General features: G+C 57.1%; 11 protein-coding genes and 5 pseudogenes. 10 read left to right on the plus strand and 6 right to left on the minus strand.

Features of this window, described 5'->3' with window-relative positions; genetic code table 11:
- Nucleotides 1–742 precede the first annotated feature (742 nt).
- Nucleotides 743–1134: pseudogene (locus ACD590_RS36175) on the minus strand (transposase); the annotation flags it as partial.
- 49 nt (nt 1135–1183) lie between these two features.
- Nucleotides 1184–1360: a hypothetical protein gene (locus ACD590_RS36180; protein WP_439004421.1), complete on the minus strand. Its 177-nt coding sequence runs from the start codon at nt 1358–1360 to the stop codon at nt 1184–1186.
- A gap of 185 nt (nt 1361–1545) precedes the next feature.
- Here ACD590_RS36180 and ACD590_RS36185 point away from each other — a divergent pair, with 185 nt between their 5' ends.
- The gene (locus ACD590_RS36185) at nt 1546–2220 is read left to right on the plus strand and encodes a transcriptional regulator (RefSeq protein ID WP_097622127.1); all 675 of its coding nucleotides are present in this window, start codon (nt 1546–1548) and stop codon (nt 2218–2220) included.
- A 130-nt stretch (nt 2221–2350) separates the two neighbouring features.
- Nucleotides 2351–2929: a hypothetical protein gene (locus ACD590_RS36190; protein ID WP_097622126.1), complete on the plus strand. Its 579-nt coding sequence runs from the start codon at nt 2351–2353 to the stop codon at nt 2927–2929.
- A 643-nt stretch (nt 2930–3572) separates the two neighbouring features.
- On the opposite strand, the gene hemN is transcribed toward ACD590_RS36190, so the two are convergent.
- From hemN to ACD590_RS36210, 4 genes and pseudogenes are all read right to left on the minus strand, one after another.
- Nucleotides 3573–4919, minus strand: a complete 1347-nt coding sequence (gene hemN, locus ACD590_RS36195; protein WP_439004422.1) for an oxygen-independent coproporphyrinogen III oxidase — start codon at nt 4917–4919, stop codon at nt 3573–3575.
- A gap of 88 nt (nt 4920–5007) precedes the next feature.
- A pseudogene (locus ACD590_RS36200) lies at nt 5008–5205 on the minus strand (nitrogenase); the annotation flags it as partial.
- Nucleotides 5206–5311: 106 nt separating this feature from the next.
- Nucleotides 5312–6205: a nitrogenase iron protein gene (gene nifH / locus ACD590_RS36205; RefSeq protein ID WP_054186393.1), complete on the minus strand. Its 894-nt coding sequence runs from the start codon at nt 6203–6205 to the stop codon at nt 5312–5314.
- An 883-nt stretch (nt 6206–7088) separates the two neighbouring features.
- Entirely contained in the window at nt 7089–7787 is a 699-nt protein-coding gene (locus ACD590_RS36210; protein WP_097622243.1) for a nitrogen fixation protein NifQ, read from the minus strand.
- 1287 nt (nt 7788–9074) lie between these two features.
- On the opposite strand from ACD590_RS36210, the gene ACD590_RS36215 reads away from it, so the two are divergent.
- From ACD590_RS36215 to ACD590_RS36250, 8 genes and pseudogenes are all read left to right on the plus strand, one after another.
- Nucleotides 9075–9512: a DUF3846 domain-containing protein gene (locus ACD590_RS36215; RefSeq protein ID WP_007636966.1), complete on the plus strand. Its 438-nt coding sequence runs from the start codon at nt 9075–9077 to the stop codon at nt 9510–9512.
- A gap of 322 nt (nt 9513–9834) precedes the next feature.
- Nucleotides 9835–10266: an exopolysaccharide production repressor protein gene (locus ACD590_RS36220; protein ID WP_239621156.1), complete on the plus strand. Its 432-nt coding sequence runs from the start codon at nt 9835–9837 to the stop codon at nt 10264–10266.
- Nucleotides 10267–10674: 408 nt separating this feature from the next.
- On the plus strand, nt 10675–12081 hold the full coding sequence (locus tag ACD590_RS36225; protein ID WP_245433424.1) for a radical SAM protein: 1407 nt from the start codon (nt 10675–10677) through the stop codon (nt 12079–12081).
- Nucleotides 12062–12526 (plus strand): adenosylmethionine decarboxylase, encoded by a 465-nt coding sequence (speD, locus tag ACD590_RS36230; RefSeq protein WP_097622241.1) that lies wholly within the window; start codon nt 12062–12064, stop codon nt 12524–12526. Before ACD590_RS36225 ends, speD begins: the two co-directional genes overlap by 20 nt.
- A 76-nt stretch (nt 12527–12602) precedes the next feature.
- Nucleotides 12603–13019, plus strand: a pseudogene (locus tag ACD590_RS36235) (IS5 family transposase); the annotation flags it as partial.
- Between the two features lie 157 nt (nt 13020–13176).
- Nucleotides 13177–13359, plus strand: a pseudogene (locus tag ACD590_RS36240) (1-aminocyclopropane-1-carboxylate deaminase); the annotation flags it as partial.
- Between the two features lie 925 nt (nt 13360–14284).
- Nucleotides 14285–15565 carry a cytochrome P450 gene (locus ACD590_RS36245; RefSeq protein ID WP_097622047.1) on the plus strand — a complete coding sequence of 427 codons (1281 nt, stop codon included), beginning with the start codon at nt 14285–14287 and terminating at the stop codon, nt 15563–15565.
- A 5-nt stretch (nt 15566–15570) separates the two neighbouring features.
- Nucleotides 15571–16851: pseudogene (locus tag ACD590_RS36250) on the plus strand (cytochrome P450); the annotation flags it as partial.
- Between the last annotated feature and the right edge of the window lie 34 nt (nt 16852–16885).

Consider the following 16885-nt stretch of genomic DNA (forward strand, 5'->3'; position numbering starts at 1 on the left):
TTTCGATCAGTAAAATCGATTGTTTGGATGGAATGCATCCAAAAAAAAGATGGCGTGACTCCCCGGTGAAGCGGGCGGCGCCCCCATCCTTCTCTCAATGGCGGCCGTGTTCAAGGCAGATCCGCCTGCGACATTCGGACCGACGAACTCCTCGTGTCTAGTCGTATAAGCAACACTCCTTCGCTACTCTTGTTCAGCCGACAAAGCCAAGCCGCGTGTTCGTCTTGGCACATCGATGAGCGTGATAGCCGCGCCTGCTGCAAGGAAACGGCGTTCAGTCTTGGTGAGCGCTGCCGCAGCGAGTGCCGCGAAACGTGGGCCAAGCGCTTCATCATTTCCCGAGCGTAAGTGCGCAGCATCTGGTCGGTGAAGCGCGAGCCGAAGGAGAAGCCCGGGGGTTGGTGCGCCGCTCCTTCACGACTTCAGGGATCGGCTCTGAGTATCGATATCGGTCAGGACTTCGATAGTCCGAATTTGCGACTAAGAAGTTTGCGGCCGGCCTGACGCTGCCGTGTGCAATATAGAAGACGGTCTTCGCCGCTGACCCCAGTCCGATTTCCCTCCCAACAAATCGCTTTCGCCCAGATGTCGCCGGATGAGGCTTTCCCACTGTACCGCCTCGAATTGCATGGAGTGCGACGAGTTCAAGAGTTGCTTCGGACCAGAGGAAGTCTGACCGGCCCCGCATGGGCACTCCTTCGATCGACATTGAAGCCGTACGTTACATCGCGGCGGTGTTGCACGGAGGAGGGCAGACACTGCCACGGCTGAAGCCGAGAAGCTTCGCCTGGCGCACGACGGATAGCTTATGCTCGCGGTCGATCATTTCTTTCCGCCCAGCAATCCCGCCTTGCCGAGCGCACCGGACAAAAAATCGTTCTCCAGTGTCAGCTCGCCGATCTTGGCGTGCAGCGTTTTGACATCGACGGTTGGGGCTGCTGGTTCCGCCTTGGCTTCATCCCCGAAAACGCCAGTCGCCCCCTCAAGGAGCTGCTCTTTCCATTGCTTGATCTGATTGGCGTGCACGTCGAACTGCTGGGACAATTCCACCAGTGTCTGCTCGCCTCTGATAGCGGCAAGCGCCACCTTCGCCTTGAAAGCCGGGCTATGGTTCCGGCGCGGTCGTCTTGTCATGGTATCTCCTGTTCCCGGCATCTAAGCCAAAGTCAGGCAGAAATTCCACTTATCCTAGCTGTTCAAATTTCCCGAGCCAGCTCTGGCTGTCCATTGCCTCCCTATGCTTTGTGACAGTGCGGCGCGCAATGCTGATGCCGGTTTCCTTCAGCCAAGCGACGATTTCATCGTCGGAAAGTACTTCCGAGGCCTCTGCGGCGATACTTGCCTTGATGCGGTGGCGGATGCGCGAGCGCTTCCCCGGGGGCCACGATAAATCGGCAGAGGCGCGGTAACTTCAAAAAAATAACGCGGGGCTAAAAAATTGGCCGCAGGCTAGTCCGTGGGTATGGACTGGAAGTCCGGTAGGCGCTATTCGTGCCGTTCCAGCATAACATCAGCCACCCCGTGGATTCTCCAAGGCCTCTTATATTGAAAAAAGTGCAACGCAGTTTTGCCGTCGAGTACAAGAACGGCAGGCGAAAACTCGATACCAGATCGAACTCGATCTGGGGCAATGTGGATCTAAAGTCAGTCGCGCGCGATCTAGAGGAAGAGGCATTGCCTGCTCTGTCAGGTAGCTCTCAGAGTGGCAAACCCGACAGCGAAATGTCTTTGCCGGAACAAGATCAGGCCGAGCAGTTGTTGACAGCGCCTCTCGGCCCGTCGACAACTGCATCAGATACACAGGAGATGAGCATGGCCGACGAGACTAATACGACAACCAATGTCGATGGACAGACCGTTGTCGAAACGCCTAATGCGCCGAAGAAACAGCGCAAACCGCGCGCCAAAAAAGCCGCGGCACTCGAGACCGCGTCCGCTGACGCTACGGCAGAGCCAGCAGCTGCTCTGGCCGGGGCCGGTGGTGTAAAGAGGAGAGGGCGCAAGACAAAGGCGATCGAAGCCACGGCGAGCGCCAAAAGTGCACCTATGCGCCGCGCTCCAAAAGCTGTGCAGACAGCGCCGGCCGCCCCGATGACGGCGATCGATGAGATGGCAGACCTTTTGCAGTTGGAAGAAGAAAATCAGCGACTGCGCAAGCTTCTTGCTGAAAAACTTCGCGCTGAAAATGAAGATCTGCGCAAACGGCTCAAGCTCGATTAATATAAGCAGCCGGTCAATTAGCCGGCCGTATCTACACTCTTATCGAGACAAACAATTCGGCAACGGTAAATGCTGTTGCCGGACCTAAAACTCACTGCCTGCTTGCGGGATAAAACGCGAGGTCAGATAGATGGCGTCTCCCTGGAAACTTCTTGCCCGACTGATCTCACCGGGTCGCGAACAAAAGCGAGAAAACGGCTCGGACCAAAAGGTTACGCCGGACCCGTTGGCTATTGCCGGTCCGACCGAAACGCCTGCCGAGAAGAGCCTGATTAGCGCCGTTCGACCGGCAAGCGAGGGGCTTCCCCGTCACGGCCATTCTCCTGCAATTTCCACCGAGTTTGTTGTTTCCAAAGAAGTCGGAATCGGTATCGGCATGAACGAGACTGAGGAGGCCATCTCTCGTCGCAGCCACGATCAGGTCGACGGCCAAGACGCCAAAATCGTTGAGGCGGCTGATCCACCTCCATTCGGCGAGCTTGGTACCGACATCGTCGCTGGGCATGATGCTACGAAGTTCGTGCGAACTCTCGAGGTCGCCCCGCGTAAGAAGGCATCAGCCGCGATTGCAAACGCGGCCCCGGCAATTCACACTGCGGACCAGATGAGCCTCGACGAAGACATCAGGGTGCTCAGGGGGCAGCTAGCCAGAAAGCTAAGGCTGCAAAACGCGCAGTTGAGAACAATGCTGGAGCGGTTTGAACGGTGACCTGTCGCAGTGCAACACGTTGAGCCCGGTTTATTGCAAGTGACGGCATTGAAAGCGTTCTCCTAGGCCACGTCGAAGGATCATTGTTCAGCGTCAGGCAACCTGTCGCCCTGGGCATGTTGATGGTTCTTGCCGCCGGTGCTTCGCGGAGCCAGCGGCAGCATCACCTGTGTACGGCTAGGGTTCCAAGCACGGTCCCATTTCGTCGACATCGACGACAAGCGTGTTTAGGCCATGTTCTAGGCATTTAACCGCGCTCGATCGCCACTGTGGACATCGAGCCTGCCGCAGGTTTCTTGATGCGCGTCTCCGCCGCTTGCGCAATCGAAGCCGCATTGGTGACGTCAAGCTGAACTGTCCGGGCGTCTGGTCCGGCGCTTTGAACGAAGGTGTCGCCTGCTTCAAGTTGGCGCGCGCAACCGAGCCGGTGAAGCCGTTCTGCGCCAGACCTTGCACGATCTGACGGCGGATTTCTTTGCCAGTGGCGAGAGCTGAACTGTGACGCGATCGAGACCGACACATGCCATTGACTTCGAATTCAGCGATCGATTTAAATCGAGCAATTGGGGCTTGCCTCCTGCCTAACATCTCGACGAACTCGAGCTCGATTATGTGATCACTCTAAGGCCCTCCGTTTGCCAGTCTAGATGGGCTGGCGGCCAAGATAAGCATCGAACGCGGCAGCGACATGGCGAAGGGCAGAGCGACATTCGTGCCGTACACGGACTAAACCGTTGTCAAACTGAACGATCCCGTCCTCAGCCAGAATCTCTAGCTGCTTAGCTGAACTCACTAGATGGGTCTGATCAAATCCCTGGGCCGTACAGATTGCTGATATGTCCGCCTCCAAGTAGCACATGAGCTGTTCGATGATTGCAGCTCTTACGCGATCCTCGGTAGTTAAACGGTAGCCCCTTGAGATCGCCAAGCGGCCGGATGCTATGTGTCGGTTATAACAGCTTTGCGTGAGATCGTTTTGAACGTAACCGTCGCCGCAACGACCGATGGCGGACGCGCCCAAACCGATGACAGTTGGGCAGGTTTCGGCAGAGTAACCAAGCGAATTGCGGCGCAGACGACCAGCTCTCTGTGCTATTGCAAGCTCGTCATCCGGCAAAGCAAAATGGTCGAGACCGATTTGCAGATAGCCTGCTGCAACTAACGTATCGGCCATGGCTGAGGCCTGCTCAGCTCGCGCGGCTATATCGGGCAGTGCTGCGGTGTCAATCAAGCGCTGATTTTTTCGAAAAGATGGAACGTGGGAATAACCGAAAACCGCGAGACGGTCGGGACGCATCGCAATAGCTAACATTGCGCTCTCTAGACAGGACTGGACGGTTTGGTTCGGCAAACCGAACATCAGATCGAAATTGATACGCCTGACCCCATACAGGCGGAGGTTTTCGACGGCGGTCATCACTTGCGCCTCGCTCTGAATCCGGTTGATCGCTTTTTGTACGACGGGATCGAAGCTCTGCACACCGACGCTTGCGCGATTCACACCGGCTCTTTCTAGGGCTTCGGCCATATCGGTGGTGAACGTGCGCGGGTCGACCTCAATGGCAATGGTTGCGCCTCGCTCAAGCGCAAAACGGCCGCGCAGGAGTTCCATTAGCGACAGGAAGTCTGCCGATGGCATAATGGTCGGGGATCCGCCGCCAAAGTGCACGTCACCCACGGAGAGTGCCTGCGGCACTTGCTCGGCGACCAGGCGGATTTCCTCGCGCAGCATTGCTAGATAATCGGTTATCAAAGTATCCCGACGAGTGATGCTAGTCGGAAAACCACAATACCAGCACATCGAGCGGCAGAATGGAATGTGGAGATAGAGCGAGACAGCGTCATCAGTTCCCTGGCTTCTCAGCCATTGCTCATAAGTGTGGGCGCCGATTTCTGGAGAAAACTCCTGTATTGTTGGGTAGATAGTATACCAAGGCAACTGCGCCCCGCTATTTGTGTTCGGAACGAAAATCGACGACGGTGCGCGCACAGACTTTCGCCTGCAGTCCGTGTCACGTTCACATTCAATATTTGACACGTTTTTTTCCCTCGAAAGCTGGGTCCTATTGGGCACGTGCCACGCCCGGAATGGACTTGATGTTCGATTTGACGTCGCATTCGGAAAGCGCCTTCGGCTCATCGCCAGGCTCGTCGCCGCTCGTTGCGACGCTGAGGTGCTTCTTGCGGCGCTTTGCCGCCTTGTCTGGATATTGCGCTAACACTTCCGCAATGAGCTTTTCATGCAAAACGCTGTCATTCTCGTAATCAAGGCTCATGGGCCCCTGCCCCTTTCAAGGTTCGGGTTAGGTCGTCGTCGACGAAGCGTCTTTCGTGGAAGGACGCGCTGGCTCAAGGGCCAGCGCGTCCTGTCGACAGCGGCAGTTATTGAGCCGCAGCCACCGCTGACTCCTTGGCCTGTAGTTCGGCCAGCATCTGCTCGTCGCTCTTCATGATGCCGAAGTCGAGCAGCATGTCTTCGAGCTCTTCCATGGTAATCGGGGTCGGAATGGTCCCTTGGCCCGAATTGGCATGGATCTTCTCGGCTAGCGCCCGATATTCCCCGGCCTGCTTGGAGTCCGGCGCGTACTGGATCACCGTCATCTTCCTGAGCTCGGCGTGCTGGACGATGTTGTCACGCGGCACAAAGTGGATGAGCTTGGAATTGAGCCTGGCAGCCAGCGCCTCGGAGAGGTCGAGCTCGCGGTCCGTCTGGCGCTCGTTACAGATCAGGCCGCCGAGCCGCACGCCGCCGGAATGGGCATATTTCAGGATGCCCTTGGCGATGTTGTTGGCGGCATAGAGCGCCATCATCTCGCCGGACATCACGATGTAGATCTCCTGGGCCTTGTTCTCACGGATCGGCATCGCGAAGCCACCGCACACCACATCGCCAAGCACGTCATAGGAGACGTAGTCGACATCGTCATAAGCGCCGTTCTCCTCGAGGAAATTGATCGAGGTGATGACGCCGCGCCCGGCGCAGCCGACGCCCGGTTCCGGACCGCCGGACTCCACGCACTTGATGCCTTTGTAGCCGGCCTTGAGCACGTCCTCGAGCTCAAGGTCTTCCACCGAACCTTCCTGGGCTGCCAGATGCAGAACCGTGTCCTGTGCTTTGGCGTTCAGGATCAGCCGGGTGGAGTCGGCTTTCGGGTCGCATCCGACGATCAGGATCTTCTGCCCGAGGTCGACAAGCGCTGCGAGCGTATTTTGGGAGGTGGTGGACTTGCCGATCCCCCCTTTGCCGTAAAATGCGATTTGACGCAAATCTGACATATCGCCTTCCTTCTTTCGTTCCATCCATCGCTGAGTAAAAGGCCGGCAGCTCGCGCCGCCTCCCAGGGCAGTCTTCAAAACCCGTGCCATGTGGGCAGCAGCATATAAAACAGTTGGTTTGCTGATCTTCAGCTATTTAATTCCAAACTTTCGAAGGCGGGTTCGACAAACTCTTGTCCCGAAGCCGCCAAACTGGACGAAGCGGCTGTGAGGTTTTGTCGGTTCGAAATCGCTAGCCTCAAAGATCAACAAATGTCGTCCGTATCCCTACATCCCAAGCGAAGGGACAGAAGTAGTGTGGCAAGTCGTAGAGCCAAACAGATCGATACCGTCTTGATGGCCGATCGGCTTCGCACCACGCGTCGGATTAAGGCCGGATGATCAGCAGAACGCAGATGAAGGCACAGTAGAGATTGTCGCTTACAACAAACTCGCTGTTATGCTGTCTCCATGAACACATAGGAGGAATGCCGCCAGCTTGGCAGCTGCAGTCTTGCGGCCGGATTGTTTCGCCATAGGCTGAGATTGACAACAGAGCCGGTTTCGATCGTCAGCGGGTCAATTCTGAGGAAATGCTCGAAGGCTACAGCAAAGATCGGAGCAAGGTATCAAGTAAAAGCGCTAGTCGCAGATGCTTTTTTCCAGGCGCACGCTCAGCTCCGACAAATTGTGGATCGCGTAGTCGAATACGGCGAAGAGCTTATGGCAATTTTAGTAGGTGCTATCAAAATCGCCCGATGATCACCATCCGACGACGACATCACCGCTCATCTTTAAGGAAGTGGCATTTGCGCGTGCCGCACAGTCGCAAATATCGGGAGCAAGGATCCCCGTTCTCGGTCCAACGTCGCCGGACAAGCCCGCTAGGTTGCATCTGGGGCCTTCACGTTTTCAAGATCTGGCGCCCGACGAACTCTGCCGCTCCAGAAAGACTTCCGCTTTCCTCAGGCAGAAAGCATTCATTAAAATCGCCGCATTCCTTGCAGCTGGGAGCGCTACAAAGGGAAAAGCCTTCAGCTTCGCAAATCTTGCGGTAAAAATACTTCTTCCACCTCATGTTGTTGGTGTTGCCTGCCGCCAGCGCCGGAAAATGCGCGAACAGCAATCTGCCAAGTTCGGTCTTGTCAAGCAAGCCGAGATCCCGCCAGAGGTGGTCTTCACGCATGGAACGTCGCGCAATGATCTTAGCGAAACGCACGCCCTCAGGGTCGCCTGGCCGGACATACGCTAGAAGCATATCGCGCAACAGTTGCTCCTCCGCATCACGCACGCAATCACTCGCCTCTTGCAGGGCAAAGGCGCGGATGAGCCTTGCCGGGAAACTGCGGGTTGGAATATCCCGCAGCTCCCTAAGTGAAAGGCCGGTTGCCTCGGTCGCGGTGGCAATCCCCATCTCAATTTCTTCAAGTGCGCGCGAAAAAACGCGGAAGAGCACATAGTCATCAAAATATAACCTAAGACCCATCTGGCATGGTCGGCTGACATAGAGTGTTTGGCAATCGTCGCAGTGGTCGACGGCTATGCTGGTTTGACGTGCTGCGTCCGCTATCGTCGAGACCCCGATGTGATGCACATTTGGCATGCGCTTCGTCACTTTCTCCAATAATCGAATTCAGTTGGCTGCTTTGGCCCTCGCAAGGCGAACATTCAAAGATTGTGCCAGCTTGAGCAAGTGACACTTGAAGCCTCGATCGCCCGTGCAGCGGGGAGGCGATCCCGCCTCCAGTGGTCGCCAAACGGACAAACGCAGGCTTTCAATCTGCGGCGCCGATCGAGCAGTCTGAATGCAGCAATCCGAGCGAAGATCAAAGATCAACGCCTGCGCAAAGACGCGTTAGCCGATAGAGTTATCCATATGTCTCTTCTATAGTCCTCAGAGTAGTTGGAGACCGGGCCTGTTCGCCGCGCTCCGAAGGCCGCCGCCATAGCGAGCAACAAGGCGGCGCCAGTATCTCTCCGGGATACGCAATAAAATCTGCCGCTTCCTATCTATTGCATTTTTGTACGCTCTCCGCTGCGGTCGCGATCGGCTTCCTTGGTTAGACACCTCCGTCATGCACCAAGGTCGCCAATCAGGAAAAATAGATTGATTGGATGTCATCATTTGCGTTTTGAATAACGCTCAAAACGCGGCACCAAAAACGCCTGGGGACCGAGGGCGAATTCGCGACCGCGGCACTCAGCGCACTTGAGTAAGCCAACAGTGAGCGCGGCTGTTGCCCCGGTTGCGCTAGCCAAATGTCGTGATGCTCGGATGGAACTCGCCGATTGCAGATTTTCTTTCTGCTTTCAACGTCGTAAGGAGTGCATTGATAGAAGCTCCACTCGTCAGCTTCGAGTTCAGGCGCTCGCGTCTGCAGCGGTGGGAGATGGTTTCTAATTCTGCCGGGTATTCGTACAACGTAAAGATCTCGTCAAATCTGGAACACGCACTCGTTTGCATAATCTGCCCAAGGTCGGGATTCCGTTCCGCAAAAGTGGGACAAATGTCGAGCCATACGAGCGGCGACGCCGATGGCCGCCACGTTCGATTGCTGAACCCGCCCTGGTCGACTGCGCGGCCGCCGGTATGGTTTAACATCGTCGCGTACATTGTTGGCGCGAATTCTGTATAGGGGCGTGCCGGAATAAAAACATGCCAATCATAATATCACATCAAATACAACATGATGATCGCTATCGGAGCGCCGCGTCCGGAGCCAAGCTTGGTTTAAGCCGAACCGAATTGGCGCAGGACCATTTACACAGCACACTGAAATCTGCATATTGCCGCGCGTTGTCGCTATCCCGAGTTGATGGACAAGTCGCTTTCGCTCCAGCCAAAAGCAGCTGGGCACGGGCTCTTTTCAAGAAATTAGAAGGCAAGGATATGGAAAATTTTGTGTATCTGTTGGAGTCGGAAAGTGCGATCTTTCGCGCCGCTGAGCTCCCTGATCGCAACAGCATTGCATCGATCTCCGGTTTAATTGGCAGTGATCTTATTCAGATGATCCGCTTCGACGACATGCACTCGCTATTTGTTGGGGAAGAAGCTTTGCGAGCTGGGTTAACCGCCTTTACGATCTTTGACGGGTACCCGATCCCTCTTGCCGGGAAAATAGCGCTTTTGGGAGGCGATGGTAGTAAACCTTATCGTTCGCCGTCAATAATGATGACGGAAGCCGCGCGACGTTTTGAATGTTGCCGGCCGGTGCTTGATCCTGTGTTTGTTCCGATGGACCGAGTAGTGAACAAGGGCCTCATCGTTGCGGGCGCACTGGAAAGCTTGCAAGTGCGTATTGATCGCCGCTCCCCGGTGCTCCTATGAGCGCAATGACGAATGATAGGATCCGCGAGAATGAACTCTATCGCGCCGGTTCGCTCAGAGTCCGCGAGCGTGGCGCCATGGGCACGAGAAACGGAAAGCTGACGCCTCAAAATTGCGGCGTTTACTACGTTGCCGAAGGCCTCCCGTTCCACTGGACAAGGTCAACACTGAAGGGCGGAAGACATTCATTGCATTTGCCGAGTTGGAAGCCGCGAAGGAAGAAGTCGCCACTTTGGCGTATTCGCGCTTACCCGGCTTTTGGCAACCTATGGCACCAGCTGAATGCCGAAGTATTTGATCGCTGTCGACGGCGCAGCCCGCATTGATTGCAGACGCTGTTTCAACGCCTGCTCACGGCGAAGTCATGCACGTTCATAGGGTGGACGAATCGGGCGAAATCGTCGGCGTTGACGCAGTTGAAACATTGGACGAACGAACGGGGAGCAAGACCTTGCCCTTTAGAACCTTTTTTTGCATCCTGCTGCTGGTCACGTGCACCAGTGCTGTTTCGGCTTACGCTGCCTCGCTTTCCATCTTCAAAGCGTTCGCCGTAACCTTAGCGGCTTCGTTTTTGCTTCAGGTCATCTATTTCTTGAGCCTGCTATTTATGTCCTTCCGGCCCACGCGCGAGAGCGACAGGTCGATACATTCAGGAACTTGGCAGGCAGACCAGCCACAAAAACGTGATCGCGATGAAACTGAGCAGTCCAACGTCCCCCAGCTTGACCCAAGGCGTAAACGGCGCACCCCTTAAGGCAATTTCGGCGGAGGACAGATTATCAAATATACCGAGCATTACCACTTGGTGTATTCTGCGTACGTCGCGGTTATACTAGCATATTTGCTGTATCAATACTTATGCCATCGGATACGACCAAGTCTAATACCGAAGAAAGGATCGCTTAACCGCCCGAATCATTTCAAAAAATATTATAGATAGTGGAGGAAGCCCGTGGGCTTACGTGTAATCGCGTGTTCTGCCCCCCAGTTTTCTCACGGCGAGGCGGGCGAAATGGCATTATCAAGCGCCGATCCGGCAAGCCTCTACAATGCCTGCAGATATGCTGCGTCACTGGCATCCAAGGCGGAAGGTGCATGGGGCGAAAGCAATTGGCGCGGCACCAGGAGTGACAGGCGACAATCAACGCTTCTGCTATCTGACATGGACGATGTGCAGCGAAGGCTAACGCCGCTATTAGTCCGGGTCCGGCCCAATTTAGTTCTCATAGGAGCGATGTCGATATGCTTCCGTGGTGCGATTGAGACAGCGAAATACATCAGAGAGTTTCTAGGCGATGACGTTTGTATCGTTCTTGGCGGTCGCCACGCCACCGAAACAATATATCGGGATGACGAAAATCGTGTAAGACATCATCTAGCGTCCCCTCTGCGGCTAATTGCTGACGGAAAAGTTTCCAACTGTTTCGACATCGTGCTCTCCGGAGATGGTGAACACTTTATCGCGGAAATTGGGTGCGTCGTAGCTTCCTTGGAAGCAAGAGGTTTTTCGCCAAGGGAGGCGAAATTCTCATTGGGCCACCTGACGACCACCCCGGGGCACTGGATCGCCGGCACAATCATGGACGATCAGGTCCACACTGTGTGCTCTTCGGGCATGCCGCTCGATTATAATGGGATGCCATCCCCAGCCGAAATGTTCGGAATTACAACTAGCTTTGACGTGTTTGGTGGCGCGCCTACCGCGCACGTCTTCAGCGACATCGGGCGTGGATGTATCTATGATTGTATCTTCTGCAGTGAGAGGGTCAGCGTTGTCGGGCCTCCTCGACAGTTCAAGACAAGCCCCCACCGGTTATGCGGCCAGCTCGCAGCAGCCCACCGCGTAGTCAAGGCAGATTACGGCGAAAACTTTCCTGTCTCGGCGTTCATTGAAGACTCAACTCTTCTTGGATGGAATTCGGCCCTCGTAGCCCAGTTTGAAAAGGTATTCGACCCACTCGAAAATCCTGTGCGGCTTGGCGGACAAGCGACCATTGACCAAATCGTTAATAACCCAGCCCTTGCACGAAGACTAGGCCGCATGGGCCTGGAGTATCTTTTCATCGGGGTCGAGACACCGCGCCCAGAACTTGTTGGAGGTCTTCACAAGAACATCGCCACCAAGAAGGGTTCGTGGATGGAACGCGCGGACAAAGCAGTTGAGATCTTGTCCGAAGCCGGAATCAAGGTTGGGGTATCCCTCCTATTTGGCATGGGCGAGGGAGCTGCTGAAAGGCAGCAATTGTTTTCGGCCTTAGAAAGCTGGCGGAAAACGGGCTCTCTGATCACAATCAGCATGAACTGGGCCGTCCAACACCCTTTGAGAAACACGGTTCAGGGGAATGAATATACCTATTTGGATTGGGCGGTGTCGCCCGGTCCCATGCTGTCGTTGTTAAGGAATTTTGGCGAAGCCTCTGAGATCTATCCAATTGCCGGCGGTACAAACCCAGACGAAGCCTCCGTAAAGGATATTCTCCAAGCCACCACGGAGATCATGGCTATGCCGCCTGCACACCCAATGCAAAACCAAGAAGCGGAGCATATATATGCTGAACGGAGCGCCTAAAGGCGGAATAAATTACCCTAGCTCAGACCGAGTATGCGCCGGAACCCATCTCTTTATCGATATGTGGGATGCAGAAAATACGGGAGATACTGAAGCGATTGAGGCGGCGGTAGCGCAAGCCGTTCATGACTGCCGCGCCACGATGCTGGAATCGAGTTATAGAAAATATAGCGAAGATGGGGGCGTCACGGGCTTCGCAATTCTCGCTGAATCGCACATTTGCGTAAATACCTGGCACGAAGAACGCATGGTCGCGATAGACGTATTTTTTTGTGGTTCGCTAGACCCGTACGCGAGTATCGCCGCGTTGCGCGACGTATTTCGCCCATCCCGGATCGATATTAGCGAGCACAAGCGTCTTCTTGGAACAAGAATAACGCATCCAAATATTGTGGAAGCGCTTCAACCGAAAGTATTCTCCGAAATCGAGGTGGAACATGTCTAAGAGCCCGATTTAAAAGAAGTTGTGCGATAACAGGCAGTTGTGATTCCCTATTGGTGCTAAATCAAATGGGGTTTCGATGAGCTGGACTGCTATCGCTCGCCGTGGGCATAACCGAGACGTGCTTCGTTTTCCAAGTGATTTGAAGGACCGGGAATGGACGTTGATCAAACCGCTGATCCCGCCAGCGCGTCGTGGCGGGCGGCGTCGGACGACGAATATGCGCCCGGTCGTGGAGGCGATCCTCTATATCCCCTCGAGCGGCTGCCAATGGCGCATGCTGCCGGGCGATTTTCCGCCGGTTTCGACAGTGCGCGGTTATTTTTATGCTTGGCGCGCGATCGGACTGTGGCAGAGCATCAACCAGCTTCTGGTGATGGCGGCGCGGGAAATCGAGGGACGGGAGGCGCAACCGACGGCAGGGATTATCGACAGCCAAAGCGTCAAGACCACGGAAAGCGGCGGAATATCCGGCTATGATGCAGGCAAGAAGATTAGTTGAGGCGAGCAATGTGCGGCCATGGTGACTGGACGATCGAAATCGTCAAGCAGGAGGCTTCTGGGGGCATCGTCTGGTTTAGAAAGCACCTCCGACTAAGGCGACTGTTGCCGACCGCCGCTTCTGATTAGATGACATGTTTCCGGAAGAGAACATGCCTCGAAAATTTGAGCGTTTCCCGTTTGCCTTTTGGACCTACGCCGATCGAGAAGCTCGACCGTCTCGGTAAGCGCGGGGGTGGAAACATTGAGAACAACGTCAAAACGAGATGACTGCAAGTTCGCAACTTGCATTTGGCGGAAATAAGCTCCGCAAACTTTATTGCAGTGTTCCGGACGGTGAGTCGAGGCGGGTCCAGTGAGATTTGCCCAGGGCCGGCGCTTTTAACGCGGCGGCCTCGGCGCAGTCGACGACGTTCCCGCCCATCGGACGAAAACTGGCGGGGCAACTTCGACGTCGAAGATGGCGCGGATTGTTGCACGAAAGCCCGCCGCGGGGACATCCCAATGCAGGTCGCCGACTATCGGACGCAGACCGGCGTTAGAGCAGGCTTTTGTCAGACATGTACTCAGCGGTTGTCGGCATTGAGACTGAATGGCGGGAGCTTGACACTACGCGCTGCTACGAAATGCCTGCTGAGCCCACGAATTCACCCCGGCACGCGATTTGCTCTGGTCACGGTATGTCGCCAATCGCAGCGCGATGGTCTTCGGGCGGTGCGTCGCTGTTCGCGTCTCGTGAGGTCCCGATGGTTTGCTGTGGCAATGATAGTGGCTCCGTTGTGACCGGGAAAATCTCAGGAGTGTTGGATGCGATCTAGAGTTCTTCATTTGCGAGCCACAACGATCGCCCACGTCGCGGGCGGTACAGCCAAAGCGGCAGACCTTGAGCCAGGAGGGAAGCCGGGGGTGTGGGACTGGTCTGGAAGTTATGTTTGCGGACGGGTCGGTAGGTGGGTGCGGTCGAACCTGCTGCGCCAATTCCTACGGTCGGGCGACCTATGGCGATACCGACATGTTCGATTTCAACCGGCTGCACAACCCGCACCTGCCGCTCGGCTAAGGGCTGTATCTGTGCCTGGGCGCTGCGCTGGCGCGCCCGGAATTGGGAAGTGCCTTCCCCCCGCCGTTCGTGCGGTCGGAGGATCTGGCGCTGGTAATCGCCGCAGAGGACGTCGTCTACGCGCTGTCTTAGCTCATTTGCTGCCCGCAGTCTGCCCATCATCTTCCGCCCCTTCCAGGCTCAGAGAGTAAAGCGTCACCATGTCCGAACAATCCTTGCCGGCGCTGCCGATGTGGCGGGTCGATCACATCGAGCCCTCGCCCGAGATGTTGGCGCTACGTGCCAAAGGTCCGATCCACCGCGTGCGCCTTCCGTCCGGGCACGAATGCTGGTGGGTGACAGGCTATGACGAGGCCAAGGCGGTGCTGTCTGACGCGGCATTCCGGCCCGCGGGAATGCCTCCGACGGATTTCACCCCGGATTCGGTCATTCTCGGTTCGCCGGGATGGCTGGTCTCGCACGAAGGGGACGAGCATGCTCGGTTACGCACGATCGTGGCGCCGGCCTTCAGCAACAGCAGGGTGAAGCTGCTTACGCAGCAGGTCGAGGCGATCACTGTGCAGTTGTTCGATACGCTGGCGGTTCAGCCCCAGCCCGCAGACTTGCGACGCCATGTCTCCTTTCCGCTTCCGGCCAAGGTAATCAGCGCGCTGATGGGCGTGCCCTTCGAGGAACACGCCTTTTTCGCAGGACTCTCCGACGAGGTGATGACGCACCAGCATGAAAGCGGCCCGCGCAGCGCGTCGGGCCTGGCCTGGGAAGAGCTCCGCGCCTACATTCACGGCAAAATACGGGGCAAGCGACAGGAGCCGGGCGATAACCTGCTGACGGATCTGCTCGCCGCGGTCGACCAGGGCAAAGCGACCGAGGAAGAGGCGATCGGCCTCGCGGCGGGCGTGCTGGTGGCGGGGCACGAGAGCACCGTTGCGCAGATCGAATTCGGCCTGCTGGCCATGTTTCGCCATCCGCAACAGCGCGAACGCCTGGTCCGCGATCCGTCCCTGGTGGACAAGGCGGTGGAGGAGATACTGCGCATGTATTCGCCTGGTGCGGGCTGGGACGGCATCATGCGCTATCCCCGGACCGACGTGACCATCGCAGGCGTGCATATACCCGCGGAGAGCAAAGTACTGGTCGGCCTGCCGGCGACCTCGTTTGATCCGCGCCATTTCAAAGACCCGGAAGTCTTCGACATCGGACGCGACGCAAATCCCCACCTGGCGTTCTCCTACGGGCAGCACAATTGCATCGGGGCGGCGCTGGCCAGGCTGGAACTGAAGGCCGTATTCGGTTCGATCTTCCAGCGCTTTCCCGCGTTGCGCCTGGCCGTGGCGCCCGAAGAACTGAAGTTGCGCAAGGAGATCATCACCGGCGGGTTCGAGGAGATGCCGGTGATCTGGTGCGGACGCCGCCCGGTATCGCAATTTTCTCATTTGACGGCGCCTGGCGCGCGCCGGTCAGATCAGCCACCCGACAGGTAACCAAGATGGACGTGCAAGGAACCAAGGCAGCATGCCACGACGCCTTCGCCGAGCTGGCGTCGCCAGCATGCATCCAAGACCCGTACCCGTTCATGCGGTGGTTGCAAGAGCACGATCCGGTGCACCGCGCGGCGTCGGGCATCTTTCTGTTGAGCCGCCACGCCGACATCTACTGGGCGTTCAAGGCCACGGGCGATGCGTTTCGGGGACCGGCGCCATCCGAACTGGCGCGCTATTTCCCGCGTGCGGCGAGCAGCCTGTCGCTCAATCTGCTGGCGTCCACGCTAGCCATGAAGGAACCACCGACGCATACGCGTCTGCGCCGGCTGATTTCGCGCGATTTCACCGTGGGCCATATCGACAACCTGCGGCCGAGCATCGCGCGCATCGTCGCAGCCCGCCTGGATGGCATGGCGCCCGCACTGGAGCGAGGAGAGGCGGTGGACCTGCATCGGGAATTCGCACTGGCCTTGCCCATGCTTGTCTTCGCTGAATTGTTCGGCATGCCCCAAGACGACATTTTCGAGCTCTCAGCGATCGTCAGCGCCATTCTAGAAGGCCTGAGCCCGCACGCCAGCGATCCACAGCTCGCCGCGGCGGACGTGGCCAGCGCCAGGGTGAAGGCCTATTTCGGCGACCTCATATTGCGCAAGCGCGCCGATCCCTGCCGCGACATCGTGTCGACACTGGTCGGCGCACACAGCGACGATGCCGACACGCTTTCGGACGCGGAGTTGATCAGCATGCTGTGGGGCATGTTGCTGGGCGGCTTCGCCACCACTGCTGCGACTATCGACCATGCGGTGCTGGCGATGCTGGCCTACCCCGAGGAGCGGCACTGGCTGCAGGGAGACGCCGCAGGGGTGGAGGCATTCGTGGAAGAAGTACTGCGCTGCGAGGCGCCCGCCATGTTCAGCTCCATTCCGCGTATCGCCCAGCGCGACATCGAATTGCGTGGCGTGGTGATCCCGAAGGACGCGGACGTGCGCGTGCTGATCGCGGCCGGCAATCGCGACCCGGACGCTTTCGCTGATCCCGACCGATTCGATCCGGTGCGGTTCTACGGCACCAGGCCTGGCATGTCGAACGACGGAAAGATTATGCTGAGCTTCGGCCATGGCATCCACTTCTGCCTAGGTGCGCAACTCGCCAGGGTGCAGCTGGCCGAGAGCCTGCCGCAGATCCAGGCGCGCTTCCCCACGTTGGCCTTGGCCGAGCAGCCGACCCGGGAGCCCTCAGCGTTCCTTAGGACGTTCCGCGCGCTGCCGGTGCGGCTGCACGCGCAGGCGGCGGCTGAGGTTCGCGTCGTGGTCGACCAGG

The sequence above is a fragment of the Rhizobium sp. 862_C5_N1_2 genome, assembly GCF_051811205.1.
Lineage (GTDB): Bacteria > Pseudomonadota > Alphaproteobacteria > Rhizobiales > Rhizobiaceae > Rhizobium > Rhizobium leguminosarum.